General features: G+C 67.0%; 23 protein-coding genes and 1 pseudogene. 11 read left to right on the forward strand and 13 right to left on the reverse strand.

The genetic code is table 11. The features are described from left to right. Positions 1-35: 35 nt before the first annotated feature. Positions 36-719: a metalloregulator ArsR/SmtB family transcription factor gene (locus D578_RS0103425; protein WP_018948585.1), complete on the reverse strand. Its 684-nt coding sequence runs from the start codon at positions 717-719 to the stop codon at positions 36-38. Between the two features lie 252 nt (positions 720-971). Between D578_RS0103425 and D578_RS0103430 the strand changes: the two genes are divergently transcribed. Beyond that, the gene (locus D578_RS0103430; RefSeq protein ID WP_018948586.1) at positions 972-1421 is read left to right on the forward strand and encodes a hypothetical protein; all 450 of its coding nucleotides are present in this window, start codon (positions 972-974) and stop codon (positions 1419-1421) included. Between the two features lie 141 nt (positions 1422-1562). Here D578_RS0103430 and mnhG read toward each other — a convergent pair whose 3' ends face one another. The 9 genes from mnhG to D578_RS0103475 form a co-directional block, all read right to left on the reverse strand. Further along, on the reverse strand, positions 1563-1961 hold the full coding sequence (gene mnhG / locus D578_RS0103435) for a monovalent cation/H(+) antiporter subunit G (RefSeq protein ID WP_018948587.1): 399 nt from the start codon (positions 1959-1961) through the stop codon (positions 1563-1565). Beyond that, positions 1954-2229, reverse strand: a complete 276-nt coding sequence (locus tag D578_RS0103440; RefSeq protein WP_018948588.1) for a cation:proton antiporter — start codon at positions 2227-2229, stop codon at positions 1954-1956. Before D578_RS0103440 ends, mnhG begins: the two co-directional genes overlap by 8 nt. Positions 2230-2244: 15 nt before the next feature. After that, positions 2245-2718 (reverse strand): Na+/H+ antiporter subunit E, encoded by a 474-nt coding sequence (locus tag D578_RS0103445; protein ID WP_018948589.1) that lies wholly within the window; start codon positions 2716-2718, stop codon positions 2245-2247. Continuing rightward, complete coding sequence (locus D578_RS0103450; RefSeq protein ID WP_018948590.1) at positions 2715-4220, reverse strand: Na+/H+ antiporter subunit D; 1506 nt, start codon at positions 4218-4220, stop codon at positions 2715-2717. The genes D578_RS0103445 and D578_RS0103450 overlap by 4 nt, the downstream gene beginning before the upstream one ends. Further along, positions 4217-4564, reverse strand: coding sequence for a Na+/H+ antiporter subunit C (locus D578_RS0103455; RefSeq protein WP_018146063.1), 348 nt, complete (start codon positions 4562-4564; stop codon positions 4217-4219). Before D578_RS0103455 ends, D578_RS0103450 begins: the two co-directional genes overlap by 4 nt. Further along, positions 4564-4989 (reverse strand): Na+/H+ antiporter subunit B, encoded by a 426-nt coding sequence (locus tag D578_RS0103460; RefSeq protein WP_018948591.1) that lies wholly within the window; start codon positions 4987-4989, stop codon positions 4564-4566. The genes D578_RS0103455 and D578_RS0103460 overlap by 1 nt, the downstream gene beginning before the upstream one ends. After that, positions 4986-7286, reverse strand: coding sequence for a putative monovalent cation/H+ antiporter subunit A (locus D578_RS0103465; protein ID WP_018948592.1), 2301 nt, complete (start codon positions 7284-7286; stop codon positions 4986-4988). Before D578_RS0103465 ends, D578_RS0103460 begins: the two co-directional genes overlap by 4 nt. 255 nt (positions 7287-7541) lie before the next feature. After that, a complete protein-coding gene (locus D578_RS0103470) occupies positions 7542-8243 on the reverse strand; it encodes a TIGR04211 family SH3 domain-containing protein (RefSeq protein WP_018948593.1) in 702 nt (233 codons plus the stop codon). A 110-nt stretch (positions 8244-8353) separates the two neighbouring features. Continuing rightward, on the reverse strand, positions 8354-9688 hold the full coding sequence (locus tag D578_RS0103475) for a hypothetical protein (RefSeq protein ID WP_018948594.1): 1335 nt from the start codon (positions 9686-9688) through the stop codon (positions 8354-8356). Between the two features lie 200 nt (positions 9689-9888). Here D578_RS0103475 and D578_RS0103480 point away from each other — a divergent pair, with 200 nt between their 5' ends. Both D578_RS0103480 and fabA read left to right on the forward strand, forming a co-directional pair. Continuing rightward, positions 9889-10203 carry a hypothetical protein gene (locus D578_RS0103480; RefSeq protein ID WP_018948595.1) on the forward strand — a complete coding sequence of 105 codons (315 nt, stop codon included), beginning with the start codon at positions 9889-9891 and terminating at the stop codon, positions 10201-10203. Positions 10204-10296: 93 nt separating this feature from the next. Beyond that, the gene (fabA, locus tag D578_RS0103485; protein ID WP_018146069.1) at positions 10297-10809 is read left to right on the forward strand and encodes a 3-hydroxyacyl-[acyl-carrier-protein] dehydratase FabA; all 513 of its coding nucleotides are present in this window, start codon (positions 10297-10299) and stop codon (positions 10807-10809) included. Positions 10810-11108: 299 nt separating this feature from the next. Here the strand turns inward: fabA and D578_RS16290 are convergent. Further along, positions 11109-11380: pseudogene (locus D578_RS16290) on the reverse strand (hypothetical protein). Between the two features lie 431 nt (positions 11381-11811). Here D578_RS16290 and D578_RS0103490 point away from each other — a divergent pair. Continuing rightward, positions 11812-14589, forward strand: coding sequence for a valine--tRNA ligase (locus D578_RS0103490; RefSeq protein WP_018948596.1), 2778 nt, complete (start codon positions 11812-11814; stop codon positions 14587-14589). A 173-nt stretch (positions 14590-14762) separates the two neighbouring features. Here D578_RS0103490 and D578_RS0103495 read toward each other — a convergent pair whose 3' ends face one another. Beyond that, positions 14763-15437, reverse strand: coding sequence for a YdcF family protein (locus tag D578_RS0103495; RefSeq protein ID WP_018948597.1), 675 nt, complete (start codon positions 15435-15437; stop codon positions 14763-14765). Between the two features lie 11 nt (positions 15438-15448). Then, complete coding sequence (locus tag D578_RS0103500) at positions 15449-16762, reverse strand: NAD(P)/FAD-dependent oxidoreductase (protein WP_018948598.1); 1314 nt, start codon at positions 16760-16762, stop codon at positions 15449-15451. A gap of 220 nt (positions 16763-16982) precedes the next feature. Here D578_RS0103500 and D578_RS0103505 point away from each other — a divergent pair, with 220 nt between their 5' ends. The 7 genes from D578_RS0103505 to D578_RS0103535 all read left to right on the forward strand — a co-directional run bounded on the left by D578_RS0103505 (position 16983) and on the right by D578_RS0103535 (position 24004). Further along, positions 16983-17255 (forward strand): phosphopantetheine-binding protein, encoded by a 273-nt coding sequence (locus D578_RS0103505; protein ID WP_018948599.1) that lies wholly within the window; start codon positions 16983-16985, stop codon positions 17253-17255. Beyond that, positions 17252-17866 carry a hypothetical protein gene (locus D578_RS0103510; RefSeq protein WP_018948600.1) on the forward strand — a complete coding sequence of 205 codons (615 nt, stop codon included), beginning with the start codon at positions 17252-17254 and terminating at the stop codon, positions 17864-17866. The genes D578_RS0103505 and D578_RS0103510 overlap by 4 nt, the downstream gene beginning before the upstream one ends. Further along, complete coding sequence (locus D578_RS0103515; protein ID WP_018948601.1) at positions 17863-19212, forward strand: AMP-binding protein; 1350 nt, start codon at positions 17863-17865, stop codon at positions 19210-19212. Before D578_RS0103510 ends, D578_RS0103515 begins: the two co-directional genes overlap by 4 nt. Before the next feature lie 13 nt (positions 19213-19225). Next, positions 19226-19558, forward strand: coding sequence for a hypothetical protein (locus D578_RS0103520; protein WP_018948602.1), 333 nt, complete (start codon positions 19226-19228; stop codon positions 19556-19558). Then, positions 19555-20454 carry a lipid A biosynthesis acyltransferase gene (locus D578_RS0103525; RefSeq protein ID WP_018948603.1) on the forward strand — a complete coding sequence of 300 codons (900 nt, stop codon included), beginning with the start codon at positions 19555-19557 and terminating at the stop codon, positions 20452-20454. Before D578_RS0103520 ends, D578_RS0103525 begins: the two co-directional genes overlap by 4 nt. A 58-nt stretch (positions 20455-20512) precedes the next feature. Beyond that, entirely contained in the window at positions 20513-21058 is a 546-nt protein-coding gene (locus tag D578_RS0103530; protein ID WP_026289153.1) for a LolA-related protein, read from the forward strand. Between the two features lie 540 nt (positions 21059-21598). Continuing rightward, positions 21599-24004, forward strand: coding sequence for an MMPL family transporter (locus D578_RS0103535; RefSeq protein ID WP_018948605.1), 2406 nt, complete (start codon positions 21599-21601; stop codon positions 24002-24004). Positions 24005-24049 lie beyond the last annotated feature (45 nt).

The following is a 24049-nucleotide window of genomic DNA, read 5'->3' on the forward strand; positions in this document are numbered from 1 at the left end:
GTGCCTCCTGGACCGATTTCCGGTCTCTCCTTGGGTTAGTTGGATTCCGAGTCCTGGGTAATGGGCAGACCCTGATAGCGCCATTCGGCAACGCCGTCCTCGAACCGGGTCGCCTGGAACCCGTGCGCGGCCAGGATCTCTACAGCCTCGCTGGCCATCAGGCAGTACGGACCACGGCAATAAGCCACCACCGGTCGGTCGGTCGGCAGCTCGCCGAGCCGATTGCGCAGCTCGCTGATGGGGATGGATCGGGCATACGGCAGATGGGCGTTCGCGTATTCCATGCCGGGACGGACATCGAGCACGATCAGGTCGCCCCGACGCGCCTGCTCCAGCAGTTCGGGGCCGGCCATCGGGGCCAGCTCGCCCGGGCCCTCGGCCATCTCGCGGGTCGCGGCCTGCAACTCGAGCAGGCGCTCCTCCGCCAGGGTGCGCAGCATCACCCAGAAATCGGCGACATGCTGATCCACCAGGCGATAGAACATATGGCGCCCTTCGCGCCGGGCCTCGACCAGCCGCGCCTGGCGCAGCTCCTTCAAGTGGGCGCTGGTCAGCTTCACGCTGAGTTCTGCATCGGCCGCCAGCTGCTCGACGCTCTTTTCGCCCTGCACCAGCACCTCGATCAACTCCAGGCGCTTCGGGCTGGCCGCGGCCCGGGCGATGCGGGCCACCTGTTCGTACAGCAAATCCTTGAGTTCACGTCCGGACACGGCGTTCATTCCAATATTCATTGGAATGAACGATAAATGACCCAGGCATCGGACGCAAGACCGGTGATGACCCGCATCTGGCAACGAAGGAATCCTCCCGCCGCCTAGGGCCCGCCGGATCGGGCCCTCCAGTTTTTGGGTGATTTGGGGGTCGCGCGAATTCCTGAGTAGATTAGTCGGGAACTTCGATTAGAAGTTGCTTACTAACTAACCGAGCATCCCGTGCCTTCGGGCACACTTCCCCTGCAACAGGAGAACGTCATGAGCCAACTGATCAATAACTTCCCGGCCGACGGTGTAGTCACCATCAACCGCGTGATCCTCAAGTCGGAATACACCATCGACGACCTGCAGGAACGTGTCGCAGTCCTCTGCGAGAACGTAAAGACCTATCACTCGGATACCGGCTTCGTCGGCGGCTTTGTCGCGCTGAACTCCGGTGCCGTCTCCAATGAGGGCTCCACCATCGGCCAGGCGGTCGAGAGCCCGATGAAGGACAAGGAGGCCCTGATCATCACCTTCTGGAAGAGCTTCGACGAACACGAGGCGTCGCACCAGAGCGAGACCTTCCAGCCCCTTTTCCAGCAGGTACTGGAACTGTGCGAGAACGGAAACGAGGAGATCGCCTACGAGATGCTCTGGTCCGGCGCAGCCTACGATCCAGAGCAGGCCCGGGCTGCCCGCGAGGCGAAGGAGACCCACGCGGCCTGAGGGCCGTCATTCCGGAACGATCGTCACTCCAACGACTGTACCCATCGCCGGGGCCTTGCGCCCCGGCTTTTTCGTGTCTGGCATACCGTCATGTCTCCCCTACCCGGATGATCGGCCGTCAGATCGCGGGCGCCGGCGGGGTCAAGAACGCGGGGCGTCGTCGTCCTGCTTCGCGTCCTGCATCTCCGGGGGCGAGGCCAGGGTGTGATTCTCCTCGTCGTAGCGGCCCTTCAGCTCGTCGGTCTTGGTGTGCTCCCACAGCGGCACCCCGACAAAGTAGCCAGCGCGCCCGATCGCGTGCGCAGCCACCGGTGCGGTGAGCAGCAGGAAGCCGATCACCGCCACCGCGCGGGTGGTGACCCCGCCGTCGCCAAAGTAGACGGCCACGCCGACCATCATCAGGCCCGCCCCCAGCACACCGGCCTTGGTGGTGGCATGCAGGCGCATCGGCAGATCGGGCATACGCACCAGGCCCAGTGCCGCGACCACCATGAACGCGGCCCCGACGACCAGGAGCAACCCCGTGAAAAACTCAATCATCGTCCCGATGCCCCCCTTTCTCCAGGTAACGGGCAAAGCCCACTGCGGCAAGGAACGCGGTCAGCGCCAGAACCATGGCCACGTCGATGAACGGGGTGCGGCCACTGGAGATCACGTAGACCGCAATGAAGCCGATGGTCAACGACGCAATCAACTCCAGCGCCACAACGCGATCCGGCAGCGTCGGCCCCAGGTACAGCCGCCAGAACGCCAGCACCAGGGCCAGGCTCAGCAATGCGTTGGAAGCAATAATAGCGATATCGAACATCGGACCTCCCCGCGCCTAGCGCAGGACCTCCAGGGCGCGGTGTTCCAGGTACTTGATCGAGCGGATCACCGCATCCCGGTCCTCCAGGTACATCACGTGGATATACAGCACCTTCTTGTCGGTGGAGACGTCCAGGCTTAGCGTCCCCGGCGTCAACGAGATCAGATTGGCGACGATGGTGATCTCGCCATCGGTCTTCGCATCCAGCGGGAAGGCAATCACACCCGGCACCATGTGGTGGGTCGGGGTCATCACATCGTAGGCCACCTTCAGGTTCGACAGGAACAGTTCCCACAGGAAGAAGCCGATAAACCCGATGAATTTCGGCACCCGCCGCGCGTAGCTGGAAAACCCCGGCTTGTCGCGCAGGGCAAATGCCAGCAGCACGTAGCCAAGGAAGAACCCGACCAACAGATTACCGGTGGTAAACGTCCCGGTCAGGAAGACCCAGATCAGGGCCAGCGCGATGTTCCAGGTCAGCGCGATCATTGGCGGGCCTCCCCGAGTACCGCCTCGATGTACCGCGACGGATCCAGCAACTGCTCGGCGGACATGGCCGCCATCTGATAGATGGGCTCGCCGTAGAGACCGATGGCCACGGTCATCAGGGCCAGCATGATCACCGGGATCCACATCCAGATCATCGGGCCGGAGGTGACATCGTGCGTCTGGCCCTCGACCCCTTCGGGCTGCGCCTTCCAGAACACCTCGGCCCAGATCTTGATCATCGAGTACAGCGTCAGCAACCCGACCACCAGCGCGACCGCCACCACCCAGTAAGCCTCGGCCTCGATACCCGCACGGATGATGATGAACTTGGCAAAGAAACCGGACAGCGGCGGCAGCCCTGCCAGCGACAAGGCCGGGATCAGGAACAGCACACCCAGCATCGGATGCGTGCGGTAGATCCCGCCCATCAGCTTCAGCTCGTGGGTGCCCTTCATCACGAACGTGATCCCGCTGATCAGGAACAGATTCGCCTTCACGATGATGTGATGCATGATGTAGAACACCCCGCCCACCAGGGCCAGCGGCGTGAACAGCGCCAGACCCATGATCATGTAGCCGATCTGGCTGATGATGTGGAACGACAGGATGCGCCGGAATTCGTAATGCGCGGCCGCCCCGAGCACGCCGGTCAGCATGGTCGCCGCCGCCACCCACAGCAGGATCTCGTGGGTGTAATCGACTTCCTGATTGAAGATCAGCGTGAACACGCGGTACAGCGCGTACACCCCGACCTTGGTCAGCAACGCCGCGAACAGCGCGGAGACCGCCACCTTCGGCGTGTGGTAGGACGCCGGCAACCAGAAGAAGAACGGGAACGCCGCCGCCTTCACCCCGAACGCGACCAGGTACAGCATCGCGATCACGGTCACCAGACCGGTGTCCTCGACGGTGGACAGCTTGTCGGCGATATCCGCCATGTTCAGGGTGCCGGTCAGCCCGTAGGTCAGGCCGATCGCCGTGAGGAAGATCATCGACGACAGCAGGTTCAGGGTGACGTACTTGATCGCCCCTTCCATCTGCGCGCGTTCGCCACCCAGGATCAGCAGCGCGAACGAGGCGACCAGCATCACCTCGAACCACACGTAGAGGTTGAAGATGTCGCCGGTGAGGAACGCGCCGTTCACCCCTGCCAGCAGCAAGTGCAGCAGCGGGTAGTAACCGAACTTCTCCGACATCTTGCCAATGCCGGACAGCGAGTAGATCGCCGTGGCGAAGCCGATGATGCCGGTCAGCAAGACCATGATCGCCGCCAGCATGTCGGAGACCAGCACGATGCCGAACGGGGCGGGCCAGGTGCCCATCTCCATCACCACGTGCCCGTGTTCCCAGGTATCCGCCAGCAGCCAGATGCTCACGGCCAGCATCAATCCGGTACCAAGCACGCCGAGGGCGCGCTGGGCGAAGTGCGAACGCCACAGCATCACCGACAGCGCACCGACCAGCAGCGGCACGATGATCGGGAGGGCCACGGACATCATCATCGATCGGTGTCCTTCATCTGGTCCATGTCATCGGCCTGCACCACCTCGTAGGCGCGGTGGATCAGCACCACGGCAAACGCCAGCACCCCGAAACCGATCACGATCGCAGTCAGCACCACTGCCTGCGCCAGGGGGTCGGCGGCGACCCCCTCGGGCACCGTATCCCCGGGCGAGATCAGTGGCGGCGCACCCGACGTCATACCGGCGACGGTAAAGATCAGCAGGTTGGCGGCATTCGACAGCAGCACCAGCCCGATCACCAGCTTCACGATCGAGCGGCGCAGCATCATGTAGATGGCCGCGGCATAGAGACCGCCGACCACGAAGGCCATGACGACTTCCATTAGTCCTCCGCCTCCGCGAGGTTGAGCATGATGGTCAGCACCGAGCCAATGACCACCAGGTACACCCCGATATCGAAGATCAGCACGGTCGAGAGCTTCATCTCGCCGAAGATCGGCGCAGTGAACTCCCACCACTGGGCGGTAAAGAAGGCCTGCCCGCGAAATACGCCGGGAATGGCACTGATCACCGCCAGCACCATGCCGGCACCCAGCAGATCACGCGGGTCCACCCGCAGCACCTTGCGTGCCGACTCGGTATCCATCGAAAACAGGTACAGCAGGATCGCGGCGGCCGCGACCAGCCCACCAATGAAACCGCCGCCCGGCTCGTCGTGCCCGCGCAACAGCAGGAACACGGAAAACAGCAACAGCAGCGGCAGCAGGAAATGTCCCGTGGTGCGCAGGATCAGGGAATGCATGTTCATCGGCGGTCCTCCGCGCGGAAACGAAGCATCGCGTACACCCCGATCGCCGCCAGCGCCAGCACGAAGATTTCGCCCAGGGTATCCAGTGCACGGAAGTCGACCAGCACCACGTTAACGATGTTGCGGCCGTAACCGGACGGCACCGACTCGTCGATGAAGTACTGCGAGATGGAGTCGAACAACCGCGCATCCACGGTGCTCAGGATCAGCAGCGTGATCATGCCGCCCATCACCAGCGCGATCCCGGCGTCACGCAGGCGCAGCGCGGTGGACGACAGGTTCAGGAAACCCGGCAGCCGGAACAGCACCAGCACCAGCAGGATCACGGTCAGGGTTTCGACCAGCACCTGGGTGATGCCGACGTCCGCCGCACTGTAGAGCACGTAGACCAGCGCCACGGTGAAGCCCAGCGAGCCCAGGGCGGCCACCGCACCCAGCCGCGAGTGGGTCAGAACCGCGAACAGCGCCGAGGCCACCAGGACCGCCAGGATGGCGATCTCGTGGATCTGGAGGCCCTCGAAGTTCAGCGACCCGACCCCGACCTCGAACAGCTGGGCGGTGACCCCGACCAGAGCCGCGGTCACCACGACGATCACGATCACGTAATAGCGCAGATAGCCGTTCTGCAGCACCCGGGTCTGCCACTCGGACAGCCACACCAGGCCGTCCATCATCTTGAAATAGCCTTTCTCCGGGCCGTATTCGGCGGCGCGATCGACCCAGGCCAGCGCGCGGCGCGCCTGTTCCCAGCGCCAGTAGAGAACCCCACCGGCCAACAGGCTGAAGGCGGAGATCGCCAGCGGCCAGTTCAGGCCGTGCCACAGTGACAGATAGCCGTCGACCGGCGCGCCCTGCACGCTGGCCGCGGCCGCGTTGATCAGGCCCTCGTCGGCCAGGCCCGGCCCCAGGCCAAAGATCAGGCCCAGGCTGGCGAGCACCGCGGGACCGGCCAGCATCGCCACCGGGGCGTCGTGCTGCGGGGTCTTGGGTGTTTCCACCTTCGGCCCGAACCACGGCCGGATGCCGACGATCGCGGCGACCGCCACCCCGAGGATCGCGGTCAGCACCGCCAGCAGGGTCAGGATGCCGACCAGCCCCGGAGCCCCAAGCACCGACTCCAGCATCAGCTCCTTGGCGACGAAGCCGAACAGCGGGATCACGCCCCCCAGCGACAACGCCGCGAGGATCGTGAATGCCGCCGTCACTGGCAGTGCGCTGCGCAGCCCGCCGGTCTGCAGGAAGTCCTTGGCCCCGGCCTCGTGATCCAGGATGCCCGCGACCATGAACAGCGCGCCCTTGTACAGGGAATGTGCCAGCAGGAAGGCCATCGCCGCCATCAGCGCGGTCTCGGTGCCGATACCGATCAACATGGTGAGGGTGCCCAGCGCCATCACCGTGGAATACGCCAGCACCTTTTTCACGCCCGTGGAGCGGTAGGCCAGGAACACACCCGTGAACATGGTCACCGAGCCGACCAACACCAGCGTGGTGAACCAGACATCCGTGCCACCGAGCGAGGGATTCAGGCGCGCCAGCAGGTAGATGCCGGCCTTCACCATGGTCGCCGAGTGCAGGTAGGCGGAGACTGGCGTCGGCGCCGCCATCGCGCGCGGTAGCCAGAAGTGGAACGGAACCTGCGCCGACTTCGTGAAGGCCCCGAGCAGGATCAGGAACAACAGCGGCAGATACAGCGCATGCTCGCGCACCACGTCGCCGTTGGAGAGAATCTCGGAGATCTCGTAGGAGCCGCCGGCCATCGCCAGCATGATGATGCCGGCGAGCATTGCCAGGCCGCCGCCGACGGTTACGAACAGCCCCTGCAGCGCGTACTTGCGGGCATCCGCGTTCTCGTGGTTGTAGCCGATCAGCAGGTAGGACGTGATGCTGGTCAGCTCCCAGAACACGAACATCGCGATCAGGTTATCCGCCAGAACCAGCCCGAGCATGGAGCCCATGAAGGCCAGCAGGATCACGTAGAAGCGCCCGAGGTCGCGATCCTTCTCGAGATAGCGCCCGGCGTAGGTGACGATGAAGAAGCCGATGCCCGAGATCAGCAGCGCGAACAGCAGCGACAGGCCGTCCACCAGGAACGAGAGCTGGATATCCAGCCCCGGCAGCCAGGGCCAGGCCAGCACGATGGATTCGCCGCTGGAAACCGCCGGCAGGAAGCTCAGGAAATAGACGAACAGCCCGGCCGGCAACAGGCCCAGCACCCAGCCGCTTCCGCGGCCGGTCAGGCGGTGGATCGTGGGCGCAAACGCCGCCACCAGGAACGTTGACAGAATTGCGTACAGCATCCGGTCAGCTCAGTCCTTTCAGTTCCGGGCCAAGGCACGCGGCCGCGACCGCGCATGTGAGGGGTCCTTCCAATCCTGACTCGTGGAGCCGCTCAAGGCACCCCAGGGTCAAATCGGTCGCGGAAGCCTACCGACTCGGCCGGGGTCGCGCAAGAAACGTGATGCTCCTCGCGCAAGCCCGGAAAGACACGCTGACACCGGCCCTGCCAAACCAAAAGAACCGGTCTCAGGAAAGCGCCGATCAAAACCCCGGTATCAGCTCCATTCGCTGCGACGGCGGCGCGAGGGGATGCGCGTCAGGATGATCCCGAGGATCACCGAGCCCACCGTGACCAGCGCCCCGGTCATGAACCACTTGCGCTGACTGTCCGCCTGCATCACCTCGACCTGACGGCGATACTCGTCGCCGGAGTCGCGGGCTTCGATCAGGTTCTCTTCCAGACGGCGATTCTCGCGCTGGATTTCCTGCGGCCGCGAGGCGATATCGCGCAGCTCTTCCAGCTCCGATTCCATGTCCGCGAGCTGCGCCTCCAGTTCGTCACGTTCCGCGGTCAACGCATTGCGCCGGTCCAGCAGTTCCGCAATCCGGCCCTCCTGACTATCCGCGCCGGAACGGATCTCGGCCAGTTCCGCCTCGACCTCCTCCAACCGTTCACGCGAATGCGGCTCGTCCTGCAGGTAGCGGGTCAGGATCCAGGCCTCGTTGCCGCTGGGCAGGCGCACCCGGCTCCACCCGTCACCCGACTGCTCCATCACGGCCACGGGCTGTCCGGCACGTACCGAGCTGACGATCCGGTTCTGGTTCGACGGGCCGCCGCGCACCCCAACCTCCAGCTCCTCGCTGATGTACCGGGTCTCCTGAGCGGCTGCGCCGCTCCAGGCCACCATCAGCAACCCACCCAGAACCAGCAACACCGCGCGCATCGGCCACCCATTCGTCGTCATGTCTTCTGCCATCTCTTGATTCGTCAGGGATCAACGGCGCCGCATTCTACAGCGGTATCGGCGCGGCGCGTGCCAGGCCACGCCAGGGGTTGATCGAGTTCACATAACAATTGCCGCAAGCCTTACAAGAACTGCTCGCGCACGATCCGCGACGGAAACGTGAGCAGGTCAAAGGCCATGGGCACCAGTCGGCGGATCTGCGCCGCCATCACCGCCAGCAGATACAGGATCCCGGCCAGCACGGCGAGCAGCAAGCTCAGAAGTCCACCCAGCATCACTCGGGTCGCCTGCAGGACGCCCACTAGCCAGACCGGTGCCAGCGCAACGATCAGCGGTATCACCAGGCCCAGGATCGCCCCCACCGACTGTTCGAACAGATCCAGCGTCACCGGTGGCGCCTCGCCCCCCGCCAGCAGGGTATCGACCATTTCCTGGCGGTAAGCCACCCACTCCAGGTGGAAACCGCCGAATCCGGAGACCAGCGCCAGCGCGGCCAGTGCCACCGCAGCCACCGCCACCAGGGCGCGGCGCACGCCCTCACTGCCGTCCATCAGGGATTGTGGCAGGAGCCGCGAGACACCGCGCGCCTCGGCCAGCAGCCAGCCACAGACCGCAGCCGCCCCCAACAGGATCACAACCACCAGATCCGGGAAGGCCACTCCGCCGGCCTCCATGGAAGCCGGAAATTGCAAGCCCAGGGCCGGGTCGAACAGGCGCTGGTACACGATCACTGCGACACCCGTCAGCGCCAGTCCGGCAACGCCCAGCAGCCACTGGCTGCCCGCCTGGGCATACGCCGGCCACTGTCGGTGCGCCGGATGGTCGCGGCTCTCGCAACGAGTCAGGCCGTTGTCGAGACGCTCCCCCTGGCGCTGCAAGTCCGCCAGTCGGCGGTGCACTTGCTCCAGGCGCCCGGTCAGCTCGTGCAACGGGGCCTCCATGCGGCGGCGTGCCGACAACAGGCCACGGGCCACCTGGCGGTGCTCCTCCATACCCAGGCGAGCGATGCGCAGCACCGTCTCCTGCATGTCCTGCCCCAGACGCTGCCCCTGCGGGCTATCGCCGACTGGCGTGCTCACCAGCGCCTCCAGCCGGCTGACCCAGCCCGGCTCGGCGGACAAGCGCCCCTCGTCGCGGGCGTAGGCGTCTTCCAGCTGGCGCAGCGTCTCGTGGACCTGCTGGCGCAGATCCGGGATCTCGGCCAGATCATGGCCCACCAGCCGAGCGTAACGTCGCTCCAGAGCATGCACCGCGACATGGACGCGCTCCGCCTCCAGCCTCGCCAGATGCGCCTGGTGCCAGCGCTGAGCCGCATCGCGCAGATGCAGCACCTGACGCCGCAGGGCACAGACCAGGCGCGTAATCCCTCCAGTCAGGCCCACCAGCAATCGCCGCAGAGGTCGCCGCGCCAGATCGAGCACGATAATCGCGACAACCACCCCCACTACCCACAGCATTACAGTGACCGCCACGACGACCCCTTGCTTATTGTTTTACGGCATGGTCGGTGCCCGCACCCTCCAGCGCAACTCGGGCCTCCGTCTTCACGCTCCGATTATGTCGCAACGCCCCCACGCCTGCCGGCGTCCGGAAGGATCCGTACTCAAGTTTGCGCCAGCCGCGCCGATATCCGGATTAAATCCCCGGAGACTTCGCGATGCTCAGCCTCGACCTCCTGCCGGCACCCGCACCGGCCCGCACCGAGAACCCCGCCTGGCTGGATGCCGGGTTCACCGCCGGCTGGCTCCCGGCCTTCCGCGACCGCCGCACCGGCGAGGTCCATGCGAGCCATCTGGATGACGGGCGCCTGGCCTGCACGCACATCCTGGATACCGTGCCCGCGCCCTGGGTCGCCGAACGCGACGGCAAGGGGCGCCCGACGGCCCTGACCGCCGACATCCAGGCTGGCTACCTGCGGGGCGATCGCTTCTTCACCCTCGCCGAACTGCTACGGTATCCCTCCGACGCCTGACGACCGGCCCGTCAGCGCCACCAAAGCCCGCCGCAATTGCTTTTGCGCGCGGGTTTCGGTCCAATACCGGCCTTTTCCCCGAGCGGCGCTCCCATGCAGAAGAATCAGTACGATCGCGACGAACTCCTGGCCTGCGGCTACGGCGACATGTTCGGCCCGGGCAACGCCCAGTTGCCGGTCCCCAACATGCTGATGATGGACCGCGTCCTGGAGATCAACAGCGACGGCGGCCAGTACGGCAAGGGCGAAATGATCGCCGAACTGGATATCAACCCCGACCTCTGGTTCTTCGCCTGCCACTTCCCCGGTGACCCGGTAATGCCCGGCTGCCTCGGCCTCGACGCGATGTGGCAGCTGGTCGGCTTCTACCTGGCCTGGCTCGGCAACCCGGGCCGCGGCCGCGCCCTGGGCGTGGGTGAGGTCAAGTTCACCGGCCAGGTCCTGCCCACCGCGAAGAAGGTCACCTACCACATCGACATGAAACGGGTAATCTCGCGCAAGCTGGTCCTCGGCATCGGCGACGGCATCGTCAAGGTCGACGGCCGCCCGATCTACGAAGCCCACGACCTCCGCGTCGGCCTGTTCACCTCCACCGAAAACTTCTAGACCCGCCAGCACCCGGCACCTACTCCCTGCCGTTAGGCCCGGGCTGGCCCCGGTTCGTCGCTGGTGTTTACGGTGCCTTCGTCGGGCCGCCTGCCGGGTCAGGCTGGTCCCGGTTCGTCCTCTGTGTTTCCGTACCTCCGGTCCGCCACCTGCCTGGCGCTGACTCGCCAGCGCACCCCGAGGCACTTCCTTGCTTGCCCAAGAAAGTGCCCAAAGAAGGGCACCCGGATTTTGCCCGGGAACCTTGCTCCAGGGTCCTCGGGCCGGCGGCGCTGAACTCGCGAAGCCTACGGCTCCGCTCAGACATCCAGCGCCCCGTGTCCATTTCTAACTGGCCGGCCCGAGGCCCCTTCCGCAAGGGGCTCCATACGGGAGGAGAAGGTCAAAACAGACGGTACCCCGTAGGGTGCGGTTGAGCGCAGCGAAACGCACCGTTCCCCACGTCGTGCGAAACCCTGATGCGATTCGCTTCGCTCATCACATCCTACGCCCCCGGCACCCGCTCCGCGGATGCGGCACGCCATGGCCGAAGGCCGAGCGTGCCCGGGATGTTCGACAGCCCAGCCTTCATCCACGATCACTATCGCTGGGATAGCCGTTGTTTGGACCTACCTCCCCGTTGCCGTCGCGCCGAGCGGAGAGGCTTGTCGCGGGATTCAGGGGGCTGGATGTCTGAGCGAGGCGCAGCGTAGCGAGTTCAGCGCCGCCCGCGAAAAGCCTCGGAGCGAGGGAAACCCCGGCCCGCGCAGCGGGCCGGGGTCGCGGCAGTCGGGCGTGTTTCTTGGGTACTTCTTTGCACGATCAAAGAAGTACCTCGCGGCGCGCTGGCGAGTCAGCGCCTGGCAGTATGCGGACCGAAGCCACTGTAAACACCCAACGACGAACCAGGGCCAGCCTGCACGGCAGACAGCCGGCCAACGCTGCAGGCCCCGGGCGGGCGGCGCGCCACGCCGTTATAATGCGCGGCTTTCCCCACACCCCGACCCGAGCGCGCCCGCGATCATGGACAAGAGCTTCGACCCCAAGAGCATCGAGCAGACCCAGTACGACCGCTGGGAGGCCGCGAATATCTTCGCGCCGCCGGCGACGGGCGAGGCCAACTACTGCATCCTGCTGCCGCCACCGAACGTGACCGGCACCCTGCACATGGGGCATGCCTTCCAGCACACGCTGATGGACACCCTGATCCGCTACCGGCGGATGCACGGCGACCGCACGCTGTGGCAGGGCGGCACCGACCACGCCGGGATCGCCACGCAGATGGTCGTCGAACGCCAGCTGGCCGCCGACGGCAAGGGCCGCCACGACCTCGGGCGCGAGAAGTTCCTCGAGGCCGTCTGGGACTGGAAGGCCGAATCCGGCGGCACCATCACCCGCCAGATGCGCCGCCTGGGCGATTCCATGGACTGGTCGCGCGAGCGCTTCACCATGGACGACGGGCTGTCCGAGGCGGTGCGCGAGGTCTTCGTGCGGCTGCACGAGGAGGGCCTGATCTACCGCGGCAAGCGCCTGGTCAACTGGGATCCGGTGCTGCACACCGCGCTGTCGGATCTCGAGGTGCTGTCGGAGGAAGAGGTCGGCCACCTGTGGCACTTCCGCTATCCGCTGGCCGACGGCTCCGGCCATCTGACCGTCGCGACCACGCGCCCGGAGACCATGCTGGGCGACACCGCGGTCGCAGTGCACCCGGAGGACGAGCGCTACCAGCACCTGATCGGCAAGACGATCCGGCTGCCGCTGGTCGGGCGCGAGATCCCGATCATTGCGGACGACTATGTCGAGGCCGAGTTCGGCTCCGGCTGCGTGAAGATCACCCCGGCGCACGACTTCAACGACTACGCCATGGGCCAGCGCCACGACCTGCCGGTGATCAACATCCTGACCATCGACGCCTGCATGAACGACAACGTGCCGGCCGCCTATCGCGGGCTGGACCGCTACCAGGCCCGGCAGAAGGTTGTCGGCGACCTGGATACAGAAGGGCTGCTGGAAAAAATCGACGACCACAAGCTGATGGTCCCGCGCGGCGACCGCTCCGGCACCGTGGTCGAGCCCTACCTGACCGACCAGTGGTACGTGAAGGCCGGCCCGCTGGCCGAGCCGGCGATCAAGGCGGTGGAGGACGGCCGCTTCCGCTTCGTGCCGGAGAACTGGTCGAAGACCTACTTCGAATGGATGCGCAACATCGAGGACTGGTGCATCTCGCGCCAGATCTGGTGGGGCCACCGCATCCCGGCCTGGTACGACGCGGACGGCAACGTGTACGTGGGCCGCGACGAGTCCGAAGTGCGCGAGAAGCACGGCCTGGGCGCGGACGTGGCCCTGGAACAGGACGAGGACGTGCTGGACACCTGGTTCAGCTCGGCGCTGTGGCCGTTCTCCACCCTCGGCTGGCCGGAGAATACGCAGGAGCTCCAGGACTTCTACCCGACCAGCGTGCTGGTCACCGGCTTCGACATCATCTTCTTCTGGGTCGCCCGCATGATCATGATGGGCGAGCACTTCATGGGAGACGTGCCCTTCCGCGAGGTCTACGTGACCGGCCTGATCCGCGACTCGGAAGGCCAGAAGATGTCCAAGTCCAAGGGCAACGTGATCGACCCGATTGACCTCATCGACGGCATCAGCGCCGACGACCTGGTGGCCAAGCGCACCCGCGGCCTGATGCAGCCACAGATGGCGCAGAAGATCGAGAAGGCCACGCGCAAGGCCTTCCCCGACGGCTTCCCCGCGTTCGGCACCGATGCCCTGCGCTTCACCCTGGCGGCCCTGGCCACCACCGGACGCGACATCAAGTTCGACCTCGGCCGCATCGAGGGCTATCGCAACTTCTGCAACAAGCTGTGGAACGCCTCGCGCTTCGTACTGATGAACGTCGAGGGGCACGACTGCTCGGCCGCGGACGACACTGCCGAACACCGCACCCTGGCGGATCGCTGGATCCTCGACCGCCTGGCCGCGACCGCCGAGACCGCCACGCAGCAGCTCGACGCCTACCGCTTCGACCTCGCCGCGCAGACGCTCTACGAGTTCACCTGGCACGACTACTGCGACTGGTACCTGGAGCTGACCAAGCCGGTCCTCAACGACGAGGCCACGCCGGAGGCGGTCAAGCGCGCCACACGCAATACCCTGGCCACCGTTCTGGAGGCCCTGCTGCGCATGCTGCACCCGGTCACCCCGTTCATCACCGAGGCGATCTGGACCAGCGTGAAGCCGCACGCCGGCATTGGCGACGACATCGAGTTCCTGGTGCAGCGCCCCTGGCCCGGCCGCGACGGGTTCCCGCGGGACGCGACTGCCACCGCCGAGCTCGACTGGGTGAAGGACTTCATCACCGGGCTGCGCCGCATCCGCGCGGAGATGGACATCGCCCCGGGCAAGCCGCTGCCGGTGCTGGTGAAGAACTGGACCGACGCCGACCAGGAGCGCTACACGCGCCACCGTGGTCTGCTGGAGTTCCTCGCCAAGCCGGAGAGCGTCACCTGGCTGGACGCCACCGACGAGGCCCCGGAATCGGCGATGGCCCTGGTCGACGACATGCAGCTGCTGATCCCGCTGGCCGGCCTGATCGACAAGGACGCCGAGCTGGCACGCCTGGACAAGGAGATCGCCAAGCTCGACAAGAACCTCGAGCAGAGCGAGAAGCGCCTCTCCAACGCGAGCTTCGTCGACCGCGCCCCGGCCGACGTGGTGCAGAAGGAACGCGACCGCGTCGCCGAGATGCACGCCACCCGCGACCAGCTCGCTGCCCAGCGCGAACGCATCCGCGCGATGTGAGGGCGCTTTTCACCACGAGGCACGCGAAGGCATGAAGAAGAACGGAAGGATCTTGGCTCGCGGACCGGGCGGCACCCAAGACGGCAATAGCCTCCGACCAGGACCAGGGCCCATTAATCCCTGTTGATCGCTCTTGCCCTTCTTCGTGTCTTCGTGTGCCTCGTGGTGAACAATCAGCTGATGCGTTCGAGCATGCTCCGGTGGCGGATCAGGCGCGCCAGCGTGCGGCCGGTGTGGTACCAGTGCAGCATCCAGCATTCGCGCGCCAGTCGCGCCGCCGATACCCGCGAGCCCGGCTCCGCCGGGCAGGGGCAGACTCGCAATCCCATGCCGCGCGCCATGGCCACTGCCCGGGCGAGGTGAAAGCGACTGGTCACCAGCACCAGGGGCGCGTCACCCGCCTCCGGCGTCTCCGTCAGCAGATCGCGCGCATTGCGCAGATTCTCCAGCGTATGCCGCGAGGCGTCTTCGGTACGGATGCGCGCCGCCGCGACCCCGTGGCATTGCAGGAAGGCTGCGCCCGCGGCCGCCTCGCTAGGGGCCCCAGCGGAGGTCTGCCCGCCCAGCACCAGGATCCGGGCATCGGGGTTCCGGCGCGCCAGACGCACGGCGCGCAGCAGGCGCAGGCGATAGCCCGGACCGGGTGCCCCCGACTCCAGCTGCTGCCCCAGCACCAGGATGCATTGCCCGCTCCCGGGACAGCGCAGGCGCCTTGACCAATGCAGGGTGTAGAGCCACAGCGCCAGCCACGACAGGCCGCCGGTGGCGAGGATGATCAGATTCGACAGCGCAAAGGTCGCCAGGCCATCCGGCCCGATGCGACTCAATTTGATGCGCGCCGCGCCCACGGGAATCCCGCTCAGGCCTCATCTTCGGGCGTAGTGCCGCCGGTGAAGTGCAACCGCGCGTTGCGCCGGCGCCGCGCCCAGAAGGCCAGCGCCCGCGGCAGGTTCAGCGCCATCTGCACGTAGTACACCGTCTTGAAGGCACGCAGGGACCACTGCACACGGGTGTTGCGGTAGACATCGCCGGCCAGCAGCGAGATCACCGCCTGCTCCATCCCGAAGGTATTGCGCGGGCCCATGAACAGCTTGCGCATCACCGGGCTGTTGAAGCGGTAGATCAACCAGGAGAAACGGCGAACGCCACGACGCACGTCGCGCTCGAAGGCACGCAGATAGCGTGTGGAGCGCGCCGGATGCTCCAGGCAGCGATCCACCGCATCGGCGGCGCGGAAGGCCCCCGACATCGCGATATACACCCCGCTGGAGAATACCGGGTCAACAAAGGTGAAGGCATCGCCGACCAGCAGATAACCGGGGCCGTGGGCCTGACTGGAACGGTAGGAGAAATTGCCGGTGGCATTGACCGGGCCGGCCAGTTCCGCGCCCTGCATGCGTTCGAAGGCCGGCGGGCAGAGCTTCAGCGTGTCCCACAGGAACGTCTCGGGCTTGGTCTTGCGCGTCTTCAGGTATTCGGGAAAGCAGACCGCGCCCACGCTCATCGCTCCGTCGCGCAACGGGATCATCCAGATCCAGCCGTGCTGGAACCAGTAAATGCTGATGTTGCCGGCATCGCGCCCGAGGCGGCGGGGCACGTTGTTGAAGTGCCCGAAGATCGCGGCGCTGTTGTGTTCCGGGTTACGCGCCTTCAGGTCCAGGCGGCGGGCCAGAAAGGTATCGCGGCCGGAGGCGTCGACCACAAAATCGGCCTCGAACTCCAGCGTGTTGCCGGATGCGTCGCGCGCGGTGACCTGCTGGGTCCCGCCCCTAGCGGGATCGGCCAGGGCGACGTCGAAGACGGTGACCTCTTCCAGCACCCGCACGCCAAGGCGCGCGCTATTCTCCAGCAGCAGGTGGTCGAACTCCGAGCGCCGCACCTCAAAGGCCGACGCGGGCGTATCGTCGTTCAGGGCGCGCTCGAAGTAATAGGTGCGCGGCGCGTCAGGCGCCTCGGGGATGGTGAACTCGGCCCCGTACTTGGGGATGCCGATCGCCTCGATGGCCTCGGCCACGCCCAGCTCCTCGAACAGCGGCAAGTTCATCGGCAGCAGGGATTCGCCGATATGGAAACGCGGATGCCGGGCCTTTTCCAGCAGCACCACGTCGCGCCCCTTCTGCGCTAGCCGGGAGGCCACCGTGGATCCGGCCGGGCCTCCTCCGATCACCACCACCTGGCAGCGCCCGTCGGTTACGGCTTCCTGTCCCGGTTGTCTCAAATCACGTCTCCGCTTGCCCGCCCGCAACCCCAGAACGGCGACCCGGACTGGTCGCGAGGGTACCACGGCCCCTCGGGTGTGGGTATCATCGGCGCCCACAGCAGGGTGGCCGTCGCGCGAACTGCAAGTTCGGAGGCGATCACAGAATGCGCACATCATTGCACCGGGGGAACACGTGCCATCACAAACAGCGTTCGAACAGGAAGTTGCCCGACTGATCGTCGACAGCCTTAATCTGGAGGACGTCGCGCCGGAGGAGATCGAGCCGGAAGATGCGCTGTTCCGTGAAGGACTGGGGCTGGATTCCATCGATGCCCTGGAGCTGGCCCTGGCCATCTCTCGCGCCTACGGCGTCCAGATCCGCTCGGACGACGAAAACAACCGCGAGATCTTCGCGTCGTTGCGTGCGCTGAGCGCCCATATCGAGGCCAACCGAGCCACGTCGTGAACACCCCACTCGCCGCCTGCGTAGCCCTGAGCTACCCGGTCGCGGTCGTCCTCGGCGTGACCTTCGAGATCCCGCTGTTGCCGCTGGCGATCCTGGCCACCCTGATCCTGGTGGCTGCGTGGGCCTCGCTGACCACCACCGGACGTGGCGTGCTGGCCGCGAGCCTGGCCGTGGGCATAAGCCTGTTGCTGCTCGGCGGGATTGCCACCTGGCTGCTGTACGCATTGCCGGTGCTAATCATGGGGCTGTTGTCGCTTCTGTTCGCGCGTTCGTTGCGCAGCGACTCCATCCCGCTGATCACGCGCTACGCCCTGGCCATGGGGGCCTCCGACACCCCCGCGGTGCACCGCTACACCCGCAACCTCACCATCACTTGGGCCCTGCTGTGCGCCGGACTGGCGATCGTGTCCGCCTGGCTGGGGCTGTTCGCCTCCGCCACAACCTGGGCGCTGTTTGCCAACGGGATCAACTACCTTTTGCTGGCCGGCCTGTTCCTGCTGGAGTATCCGCTGCGCCGCTGGCTACTGCGCGACGAGCCGCACTACGGCTTCCTGGCTTATCTGATGGAACTGGCGCGAGTCGATCACCACCGGATGCTGAGGCACCCGTGACAGATACCCCGCGGGTCACTCGACCGCTGATCGCCGACACGCCCGCACCGCTGGCGCGCATCGGCGATCGAGCGATCTCGCGCGCCGCCTTCCTCGCCGACGCGCAGGCGCTGGCCGCCCGCCTGCCGCAGGCGGGGGCGGCCTTTAACCTGTGCCAGGATCGCTACCACTTCGCGGTCGCCTTTGCCGCGATCCTGCTACGCGGCCAGATCAACCTGCTGCCCCCGAACCGCGGGAGCACCACCCTGGCCGAGATCGCCAGTCAGTACCCGGACGCCCCCGCCCTGGTCGACGGCCCGGACGCCGAGATCGCAGTCCCGGTCCTGCGGGTGTCTGCCCGCGGCGAGGCCGGCGAGGCCACTGGCCCGATGCCCGAGATTCCCGCCGACCAGACCGCCATTCTCGCCTTCTCCTCCGGCAGCACCGGCACCCCCACGGTCCACGCGCGGAGCTGGGATGCCCTGCATGCCGTCACCCGGCAGGCGCTGGAGTGCTTCGAGCTGGTGGATGGCTCCGGCCCCACCCTGGTCGGCACCGTCCCGCCGCAGCACATGTACGGCCTGGAGTCCACGCTCCTTTACGCCCTGCTAGGGAACGCGGCCCTGCTGGCCGGGCGCCCGTTCTACCCCGGGGACGTGCGTGCTGCACTGACTGAATGCGCCCCGGCCATACTGGTAACCACACCTTTTCATCTAAACGCCTGCCTGCGTGCGGGGCTGGAGTGGCCAACACCGGAACGCATCCTGTGCGCGACCGCGCCCCTGGACCCGGAAACGGCCGGCCAGGCCGAGCGGGTGTTCGGCTGCCGCCTGGACGAGATCTACGGCTGCACCGAGGCCGGCGCCATCGCCACCCGCCGCACCACCCGCGAGTCCGACTGGACGGCCTACCCCGGGGTGCAACTGCACCGCAATGACGACGGCCTTGCCTGCGCCCAGGGGCCGCAGCACCCCGAAGCGGTCCCGCTTCCGGACCACATCGAGGTCCGGGACAGCCGCCATTTCCGCATGGAAGGGCGCCTGACCGATCAACTGAACATCGCCGGCAAGCGCGCCTCGCTGGCTGATCTCAACCGCCGGCTGAACGCAATCCCCGGGGTACTCGACGGCGTGTTCATTCCGCCGGACACCGACAAGGTCGCGCATGGCGTAAACCGGCTGGCCGCCCTGGTGGTGGCGCCGAATCGCGGCGAGGCCGAGATCCAGGCCGCACTGGCCGAGTGCATGGACCCGCTGTTCCTGCCGCGCCCGCTGGTCCGCGTCGAACACCTGCCACGATCGGCCACCGGCAAGCTGCCGCGCCAGGTCCTGCTGGACCTGCTGGCTTATCACGCTCAGTGCGCCTGACCCGCCCGCGCTCATGCAGACCCTCATCCAGTCCACCATTCGCCGCATCGGGGCCGATCACCCGTCCCTGCCCGGACACTTCCCCGGTCACCCGGTGGTGCCCGGCGTGGTCATCCTCGACCAAGTCGCGGCGGTGGCCCACGCCCACGGTCTCGGGCCGGTCGAGGCCCTCCCCCAGGTCAAGTTCCTCGCGCCCCTGGGACCCGAAACGGAATTCCGGGTCGAGATCGATCCGCCCGGGCGCAGTGGCCGTCAGGCCTTCCGGGTGGTCGCGGCGAGTGCCGAGCCCCCTGTCACCTTCTGTGCCGGCCAGCTGATCACGACCCACGACACCCCGGACGCATGAGCCGCGGCTGGTTTCAGCAGGCGGAACGGGGCTCGCCCCTGGCCCTGCGCATCATTCTCTGGATCGCCCTGAATCTCGGGCGCCGCGCCAGCCGCATCCTGCTCTACCCGATCACGGCCTACTTCCTGCTGTTCGCACCGCAGTCGCGCCGCCACAGTCGCAACTACCTGCGCCGCGTCCTGGGGCGCGAACCGCGCCTGGGCGATTTGGCGCGGCACCTGCACAGCTTCGCTGCGGTCACCCTAGACCGCGTCTTCCTGCTCGCCGGCAAAGACGACTGCCTGGACATCCAGGTACACAACCGCGAGACCTTCCTGGAACACGTGGACAGCGGCCAAGGCGCGATCCTGCTGGGCGCGCACCTGGGCAGCTTCGAGGCCCTGCGCGCACTGGCGGTGGGCAAGTACGATTTCCCGGTCAAGGTCCTGATGTACAACGACCACAACCAGAGCATCACCCAGGTCCTGGAGGCCCTGAATCCCGAGGTCGCCGCGTCGGTGATCCCGCTGGGGCGCACCGAGACCCTGATCCAGGCCCGCGAGTGCCTGGATCGCGGCGAGCTGATCGCGACGCTGGGCGACCGCGTCGCCGAGAGCGACAAGATGGTCGCCTGCAACTTCCTCGGCGACACTGCGCTGTTCCCGCAAGGCCCGCTGCTGCTGGCCGCGGTGCTCAAGGTCCCGGTGATCCTGTGCTTCGGGCTCTATCGCGGGGGCAACCGCTACGATATCTTCTTTGAACCCTTCGCCGAGACCATCGAGGCCCCGCGCGGGCAGCGCGATGCAGCCCTGGCACACTGGGTACAGCGCTACGCCGATCGCCTCGAGGCGCGGGTGCGCGAGGCCCCCTACAACTGGTTCAACTTCTATGATTTCTGGGACGATGCATCCAAATAGGCGGGCCCATGGCTTTGGCCCGCGTATCCGTCAGTCCGGCATTACGCTGATCCTGGCCTTGGGCCTGCTCGTCCCTGTATCGGCGCTGGCCAACGACACCCTCGGCGCATTGCTCGAAGCCCTGACCACCGAGCGCGCCGCGACCCTCGCGTTCGAAGAGCGCCGCGACGACCCGATGCTGGAATTCCCGGAGACCCGCTCGGGCTCGCTGGCCTTCGAGCCCCCCGACACCCTCGTCCGCCAGGTCGACGGCCCGCGTGGCGAGACCGTGCACATCGAGGGCGACACCCTAACCCTGGAACGCCGCGGCACCAGCCGCGAGATCGACCTCAACGAACAGCCCGCCCTGGCCACCCTGGCCGGGCTGTTCCGCGCCCTGCTGACCGGCGACCGCGAGACGCTGGAGGCCGACTTCGAGATCGACGTCACGGGCGACATCGACGCCTGGACCCTGGAGCTCGTCCCGCGGGATCGTGCCCTGCGCCGCATGGTCCCCGAACTGACCCTGAAAGGCGCCGACGGTGAACTGCGCGAACTGGTCACCGTCGAGGCCGGCGGTCACCACAGCCGCATGCGTTTCGAACCCCCACAGTACGCGGACTAGGGAAACACTGATCAATGTGCACGCTCGCGTTGGCACCCCAGGTTTTCCGAGACAAGGCGCGCTGTGCAGCGGGTAGTGGTTCTACCCGCAAGCGGCGCAACGCAGGATCGGGGAACCTGGGGTGCCAACCCCGAAGGGGCTCGGCCGCTTTTGCGCGGGAACGGCGTTGCGGCTCCCTTGTGCAGAATGACTGCACGGCAGTCACCGCGCCTTGTTCGCACGCAAAAGCGACTCGAGCGCGAGCGTGCACATTAATCAGTGTTTCCCTAGTGGTCCTTCAATGGGATCATTGCGGGTTCAGTTGGTCTGTCAACGTTCAGGGCAAGGCGCGGCTCGCAGTGAATGGCCGTAGCCCTTTACAAGAGCCGGAACGCCGCCATGGGCGTTGACAGACCAACCCTTCGGGCGTTCCTGTGGCGCTCCGCTGCGGCGTTGCGGCGCTTGCCAAGGGCTACGGCCATTGCCTGCGCACCGCGCCTTGCAGCGAAACGCCACAGGAGCGCTGAACCCGCAATGATCCCATTGAAGGACCACTAGTCCTTGCTGCGCCGGCACCCCTCCCGCGTTGCCCTGACGCTCTGGCTGGCCGCCCTGCTCCTGGCCACGCTGACGCTGACCCTGCGCGGCGAACTGGTCACCGACCTCCAGGGCTTTGCCCCGGACCCGGTCAGCGCGGACGGGGTCGCCCTGGACCCCGGGGCCGGCCCCGCCGGACGCATGCTGCTACTGGCCATCGCCGGTGGCGAGACCCGCGAGCGGGCGGCAGCCAGCGATGCCCTGGTCGCCGCCCTGGAGGATGCCCCCGACGTCGCCGGCATCCACAACGGCCGCCTCGACCCCGACGACCCGGCGCTGGATTTCCTGATCGAGCATCGCTACCTGCTGAGCGCCGAGGTCAACGCCGAACACTTCAGCCAGGACCGCCTGAGCGAACACCTGGAGGCCCGCCGTGACGACCTCGCCAGCGCCGTCCCGGAACTGCCGCGGGAACTGATCCCGCGCGATCCCACCGCGGAGGCCCGGATCGTCCTGGAGCAGCTCGCCGCCACCGGTGGCCAGGCGACGACCGGCCCCGAAGGCGTCTGGGTCACCCCCGACCGGGGACGGGCCCTGCTGGTGCTGCGCAGCGCGGCCGACGGCATGGACCTGGATGCCCAGGCCGCCCTGATCGAACGCACGCACGCGGCCTTCCGCGACCTCGACGAACCGGATCTGCAGCTGCAGATGGCCGGCCCGGCGGTGATCGCGGTGGACTCTCGCGCCACCATCCGCGGCGAGGTCACCTGGATCACCGCCGGTGCCAGCGTCGCGCTGGCGCTTTTGCTGCTGGCGGTGTTCCGCCATCCGCACCCGGTCTGGCTGGCAGCCGTGCCACTGGCCAGCGGCATCCTGATCGCCGCCGCCGTGGTCACGCTGGTCTTCGGACACCTGCACGGGATCGCGCTGGCCTTCGGCATCACCGTGCTGGGGATTGCCCTCGACTACCCGCTACACCTGTTTGCCCATGCGCAGCGCCCCGATGGTGAACCGCCCGGCGGCGAACAACCCGGCGACGGGCGCCTACCGCAGGTCGCGCGCGAGCTGTGGCCCGCCATTGCCCTGGGGGCCGGCAGTACCGTACTGGTGTACGCCCTGATGGCGATGACCGGGTTCTCCGGCATGGCCCAGCTCGGGCTGTTCGTGCTGACCGGTGTGGCCGTGGCCGCCGTGGTCACCCGCTGGGTCCTGCCAACGCTGGTCCCCGCCCGCTTGCAGCGCGAGGGCCTGCCGCCGCTGCGCCTGCCCCTGCCGACGGGTCTCGCCCAGCCCCCTACCATCGCGCGCTGGGGCCTGGCCCTGCTGGCCCTGGCCGCGGTCATCGTGGTGGCGAGTGCCGATCCCTTCCCCTGGGAGGATCGCCTGTCCGCGCTGCACCCGGTGCCAGAGGACCAGGTCGCGCTCGACCAGGACCTGCGCAGCGCCCTGGGGCTACCGGATGTCCGCCACGCCCTGCTGATCAGCGGCGAAACGCCGGAGCAAGCCCTGCGCGCCAGCGAGGCCCTGACGCCGGGCCTGGAGGCCCTGCGCGAGACTGGGGCCCTGGACGGGTTCGGCCATGCCGCGGACGTTCTGCCCAGCCGGGCACTGCAGCGCGTGCGCCAGGCCGCGTTGCCGGAACCCGACGCCCTGCGCGAACGCCTGGGGGTGGCGAGCGCAGGGCTGGGGTTTCGCGACGGGGCCTTCGAGCCCTTCGTGAACGACATCCAGACGGCCCGCCAGCAAGACCTGCTGGAACCCGAGGGTCTTCCCGACGGGCCGCTGCGCAATGCCCTGGAACCCCTGCTCCAGCCCCGCGATGACGGCACTGGCTGGATCGCGTGGGTACGCCTCCAAGGCGTCCATGACGCCGATGCCCTGGCCCGCTGGGCCGATGACGCGCCTCTGGCCGATGCGCCGGAGCTGGACGGGGTGGGTATCCGCCACATCGACTTCTTCCGCGCCTCCGAGGAACTGGTGATCGGCTTTCGCGTCGAGGCCCTGCAACGACTGGCGCTGGGAATGGTCGCGGTGGCACTCCTGCTGCTGGTCGTCACCCGGGCGCCGGGACGCAGCCTGCGTATCCTGACCGCGGTCGGCACCGGGTTGCTGCTGACCCTGGCCACGCTGATCCTGCTGGGCATCCAGCTGTCGCTGTTCCACCTGATCGCGTTACTGCTGATCACTGGGCTGTGCCTGGATTACGCAGTGTTCTTCAGCCGCCCGCTGCGGGATGCCGCCGCGCGCCTGCGCAACCTGCGCTCGGTCAGCGTGTGTGCGCTGTCCACGCTGGTGGTGTTCGGTCTGTTGGCCCTGTCCAGCCTTCCGGTCTTGCAGGCCATGGGCCTCACGGTGGTGCTGGGCGTGGTATTTTCCTTCCTCGCGGCGGCCCTGCTGGCCCCCGAGGCCAGCCGCCGGCAAACTGCCTGAAGAAACGCCGAACCGGCCCAATCCACCCGGAGACTCCTCCGGCCA

This window comes from Thioalkalivibrio sp. ALMg11 (genome assembly GCF_000377905.1).
Lineage (GTDB): Bacteria > Pseudomonadota > Gammaproteobacteria > Ectothiorhodospirales > Ectothiorhodospiraceae > Thioalkalivibrio.

What these genes read in the sequence shown, in the direction of transcription:
- D578_RS0103425 (WP_018948585.1), bottom strand. Translation starts at nt 719, where the DNA reads ATGAACGCCGTGTCCGGACGTGAACTCAAGGATTTGCTGTACGAACAG.
- D578_RS0103430 (WP_018948586.1), top strand. Translation starts at nt 972, where the DNA reads ATGAGCCAACTGATCAATAACTTCCCGGCCGACGGTGTAGTCACCATC.
- mnhG (WP_018948587.1), bottom strand. Translation starts at nt 1,961, where the DNA reads ATGATTGAGTTTTTCACGGGGTTGCTCCTGGTCGTCGGGGCCGCGTTC.
- D578_RS0103440 (WP_018948588.1), bottom strand. Translation starts at nt 2,229, where the DNA reads ATGTTCGATATCGCTATTATTGCTTCCAACGCATTGCTGAGCCTGGCC.
- D578_RS0103445 (WP_018948589.1), bottom strand. Translation starts at nt 2,718, where the DNA reads ATGATCGCGCTGACCTGGAACATCGCGCTGGCCCTGATCTGGGTCTTC.
- D578_RS0103450 (WP_018948590.1), bottom strand. Translation starts at nt 4,220, where the DNA reads ATGATGATGTCCGTGGCCCTCCCGATCATCGTGCCGCTGCTGGTCGGT.
- D578_RS0103455 (WP_018146063.1), bottom strand. Translation starts at nt 4,564, where the DNA reads ATGGAAGTCGTCATGGCCTTCGTGGTCGGCGGTCTCTATGCCGCGGCC.
- D578_RS0103460 (WP_018948591.1), bottom strand. Translation starts at nt 4,989, where the DNA reads ATGAACATGCATTCCCTGATCCTGCGCACCACGGGACATTTCCTGCTG.
- D578_RS0103465 (WP_018948592.1), bottom strand. Translation starts at nt 7,286, where the DNA reads ATGCTGTACGCAATTCTGTCAACGTTCCTGGTGGCGGCGTTTGCGCCC.
- D578_RS0103470 (WP_018948593.1), bottom strand. Translation starts at nt 8,243, where the DNA reads ATGGCAGAAGACATGACGACGAATGGGTGGCCGATGCGCGCGGTGTTG.
- D578_RS0103475 (WP_018948594.1), bottom strand. Translation starts at nt 9,688, where the DNA reads ATGCTGTGGGTAGTGGGGGTGGTTGTCGCGATTATCGTGCTCGATCTG.
- D578_RS0103480 (WP_018948595.1), top strand. Translation starts at nt 9,889, where the DNA reads ATGCTCAGCCTCGACCTCCTGCCGGCACCCGCACCGGCCCGCACCGAG.
- fabA (WP_018146069.1), top strand. Translation starts at nt 10,297, where the DNA reads ATGCAGAAGAATCAGTACGATCGCGACGAACTCCTGGCCTGCGGCTAC.
- D578_RS0103490 (WP_018948596.1), top strand. Translation starts at nt 11,812, where the DNA reads ATGGACAAGAGCTTCGACCCCAAGAGCATCGAGCAGACCCAGTACGAC.
- D578_RS0103520 (WP_018948602.1), top strand. Translation starts at nt 19,226, where the DNA reads ATGCAGACCCTCATCCAGTCCACCATTCGCCGCATCGGGGCCGATCAC.
- D578_RS0103525 (WP_018948603.1), top strand. Translation starts at nt 19,555, where the DNA reads ATGAGCCGCGGCTGGTTTCAGCAGGCGGAACGGGGCTCGCCCCTGGCC.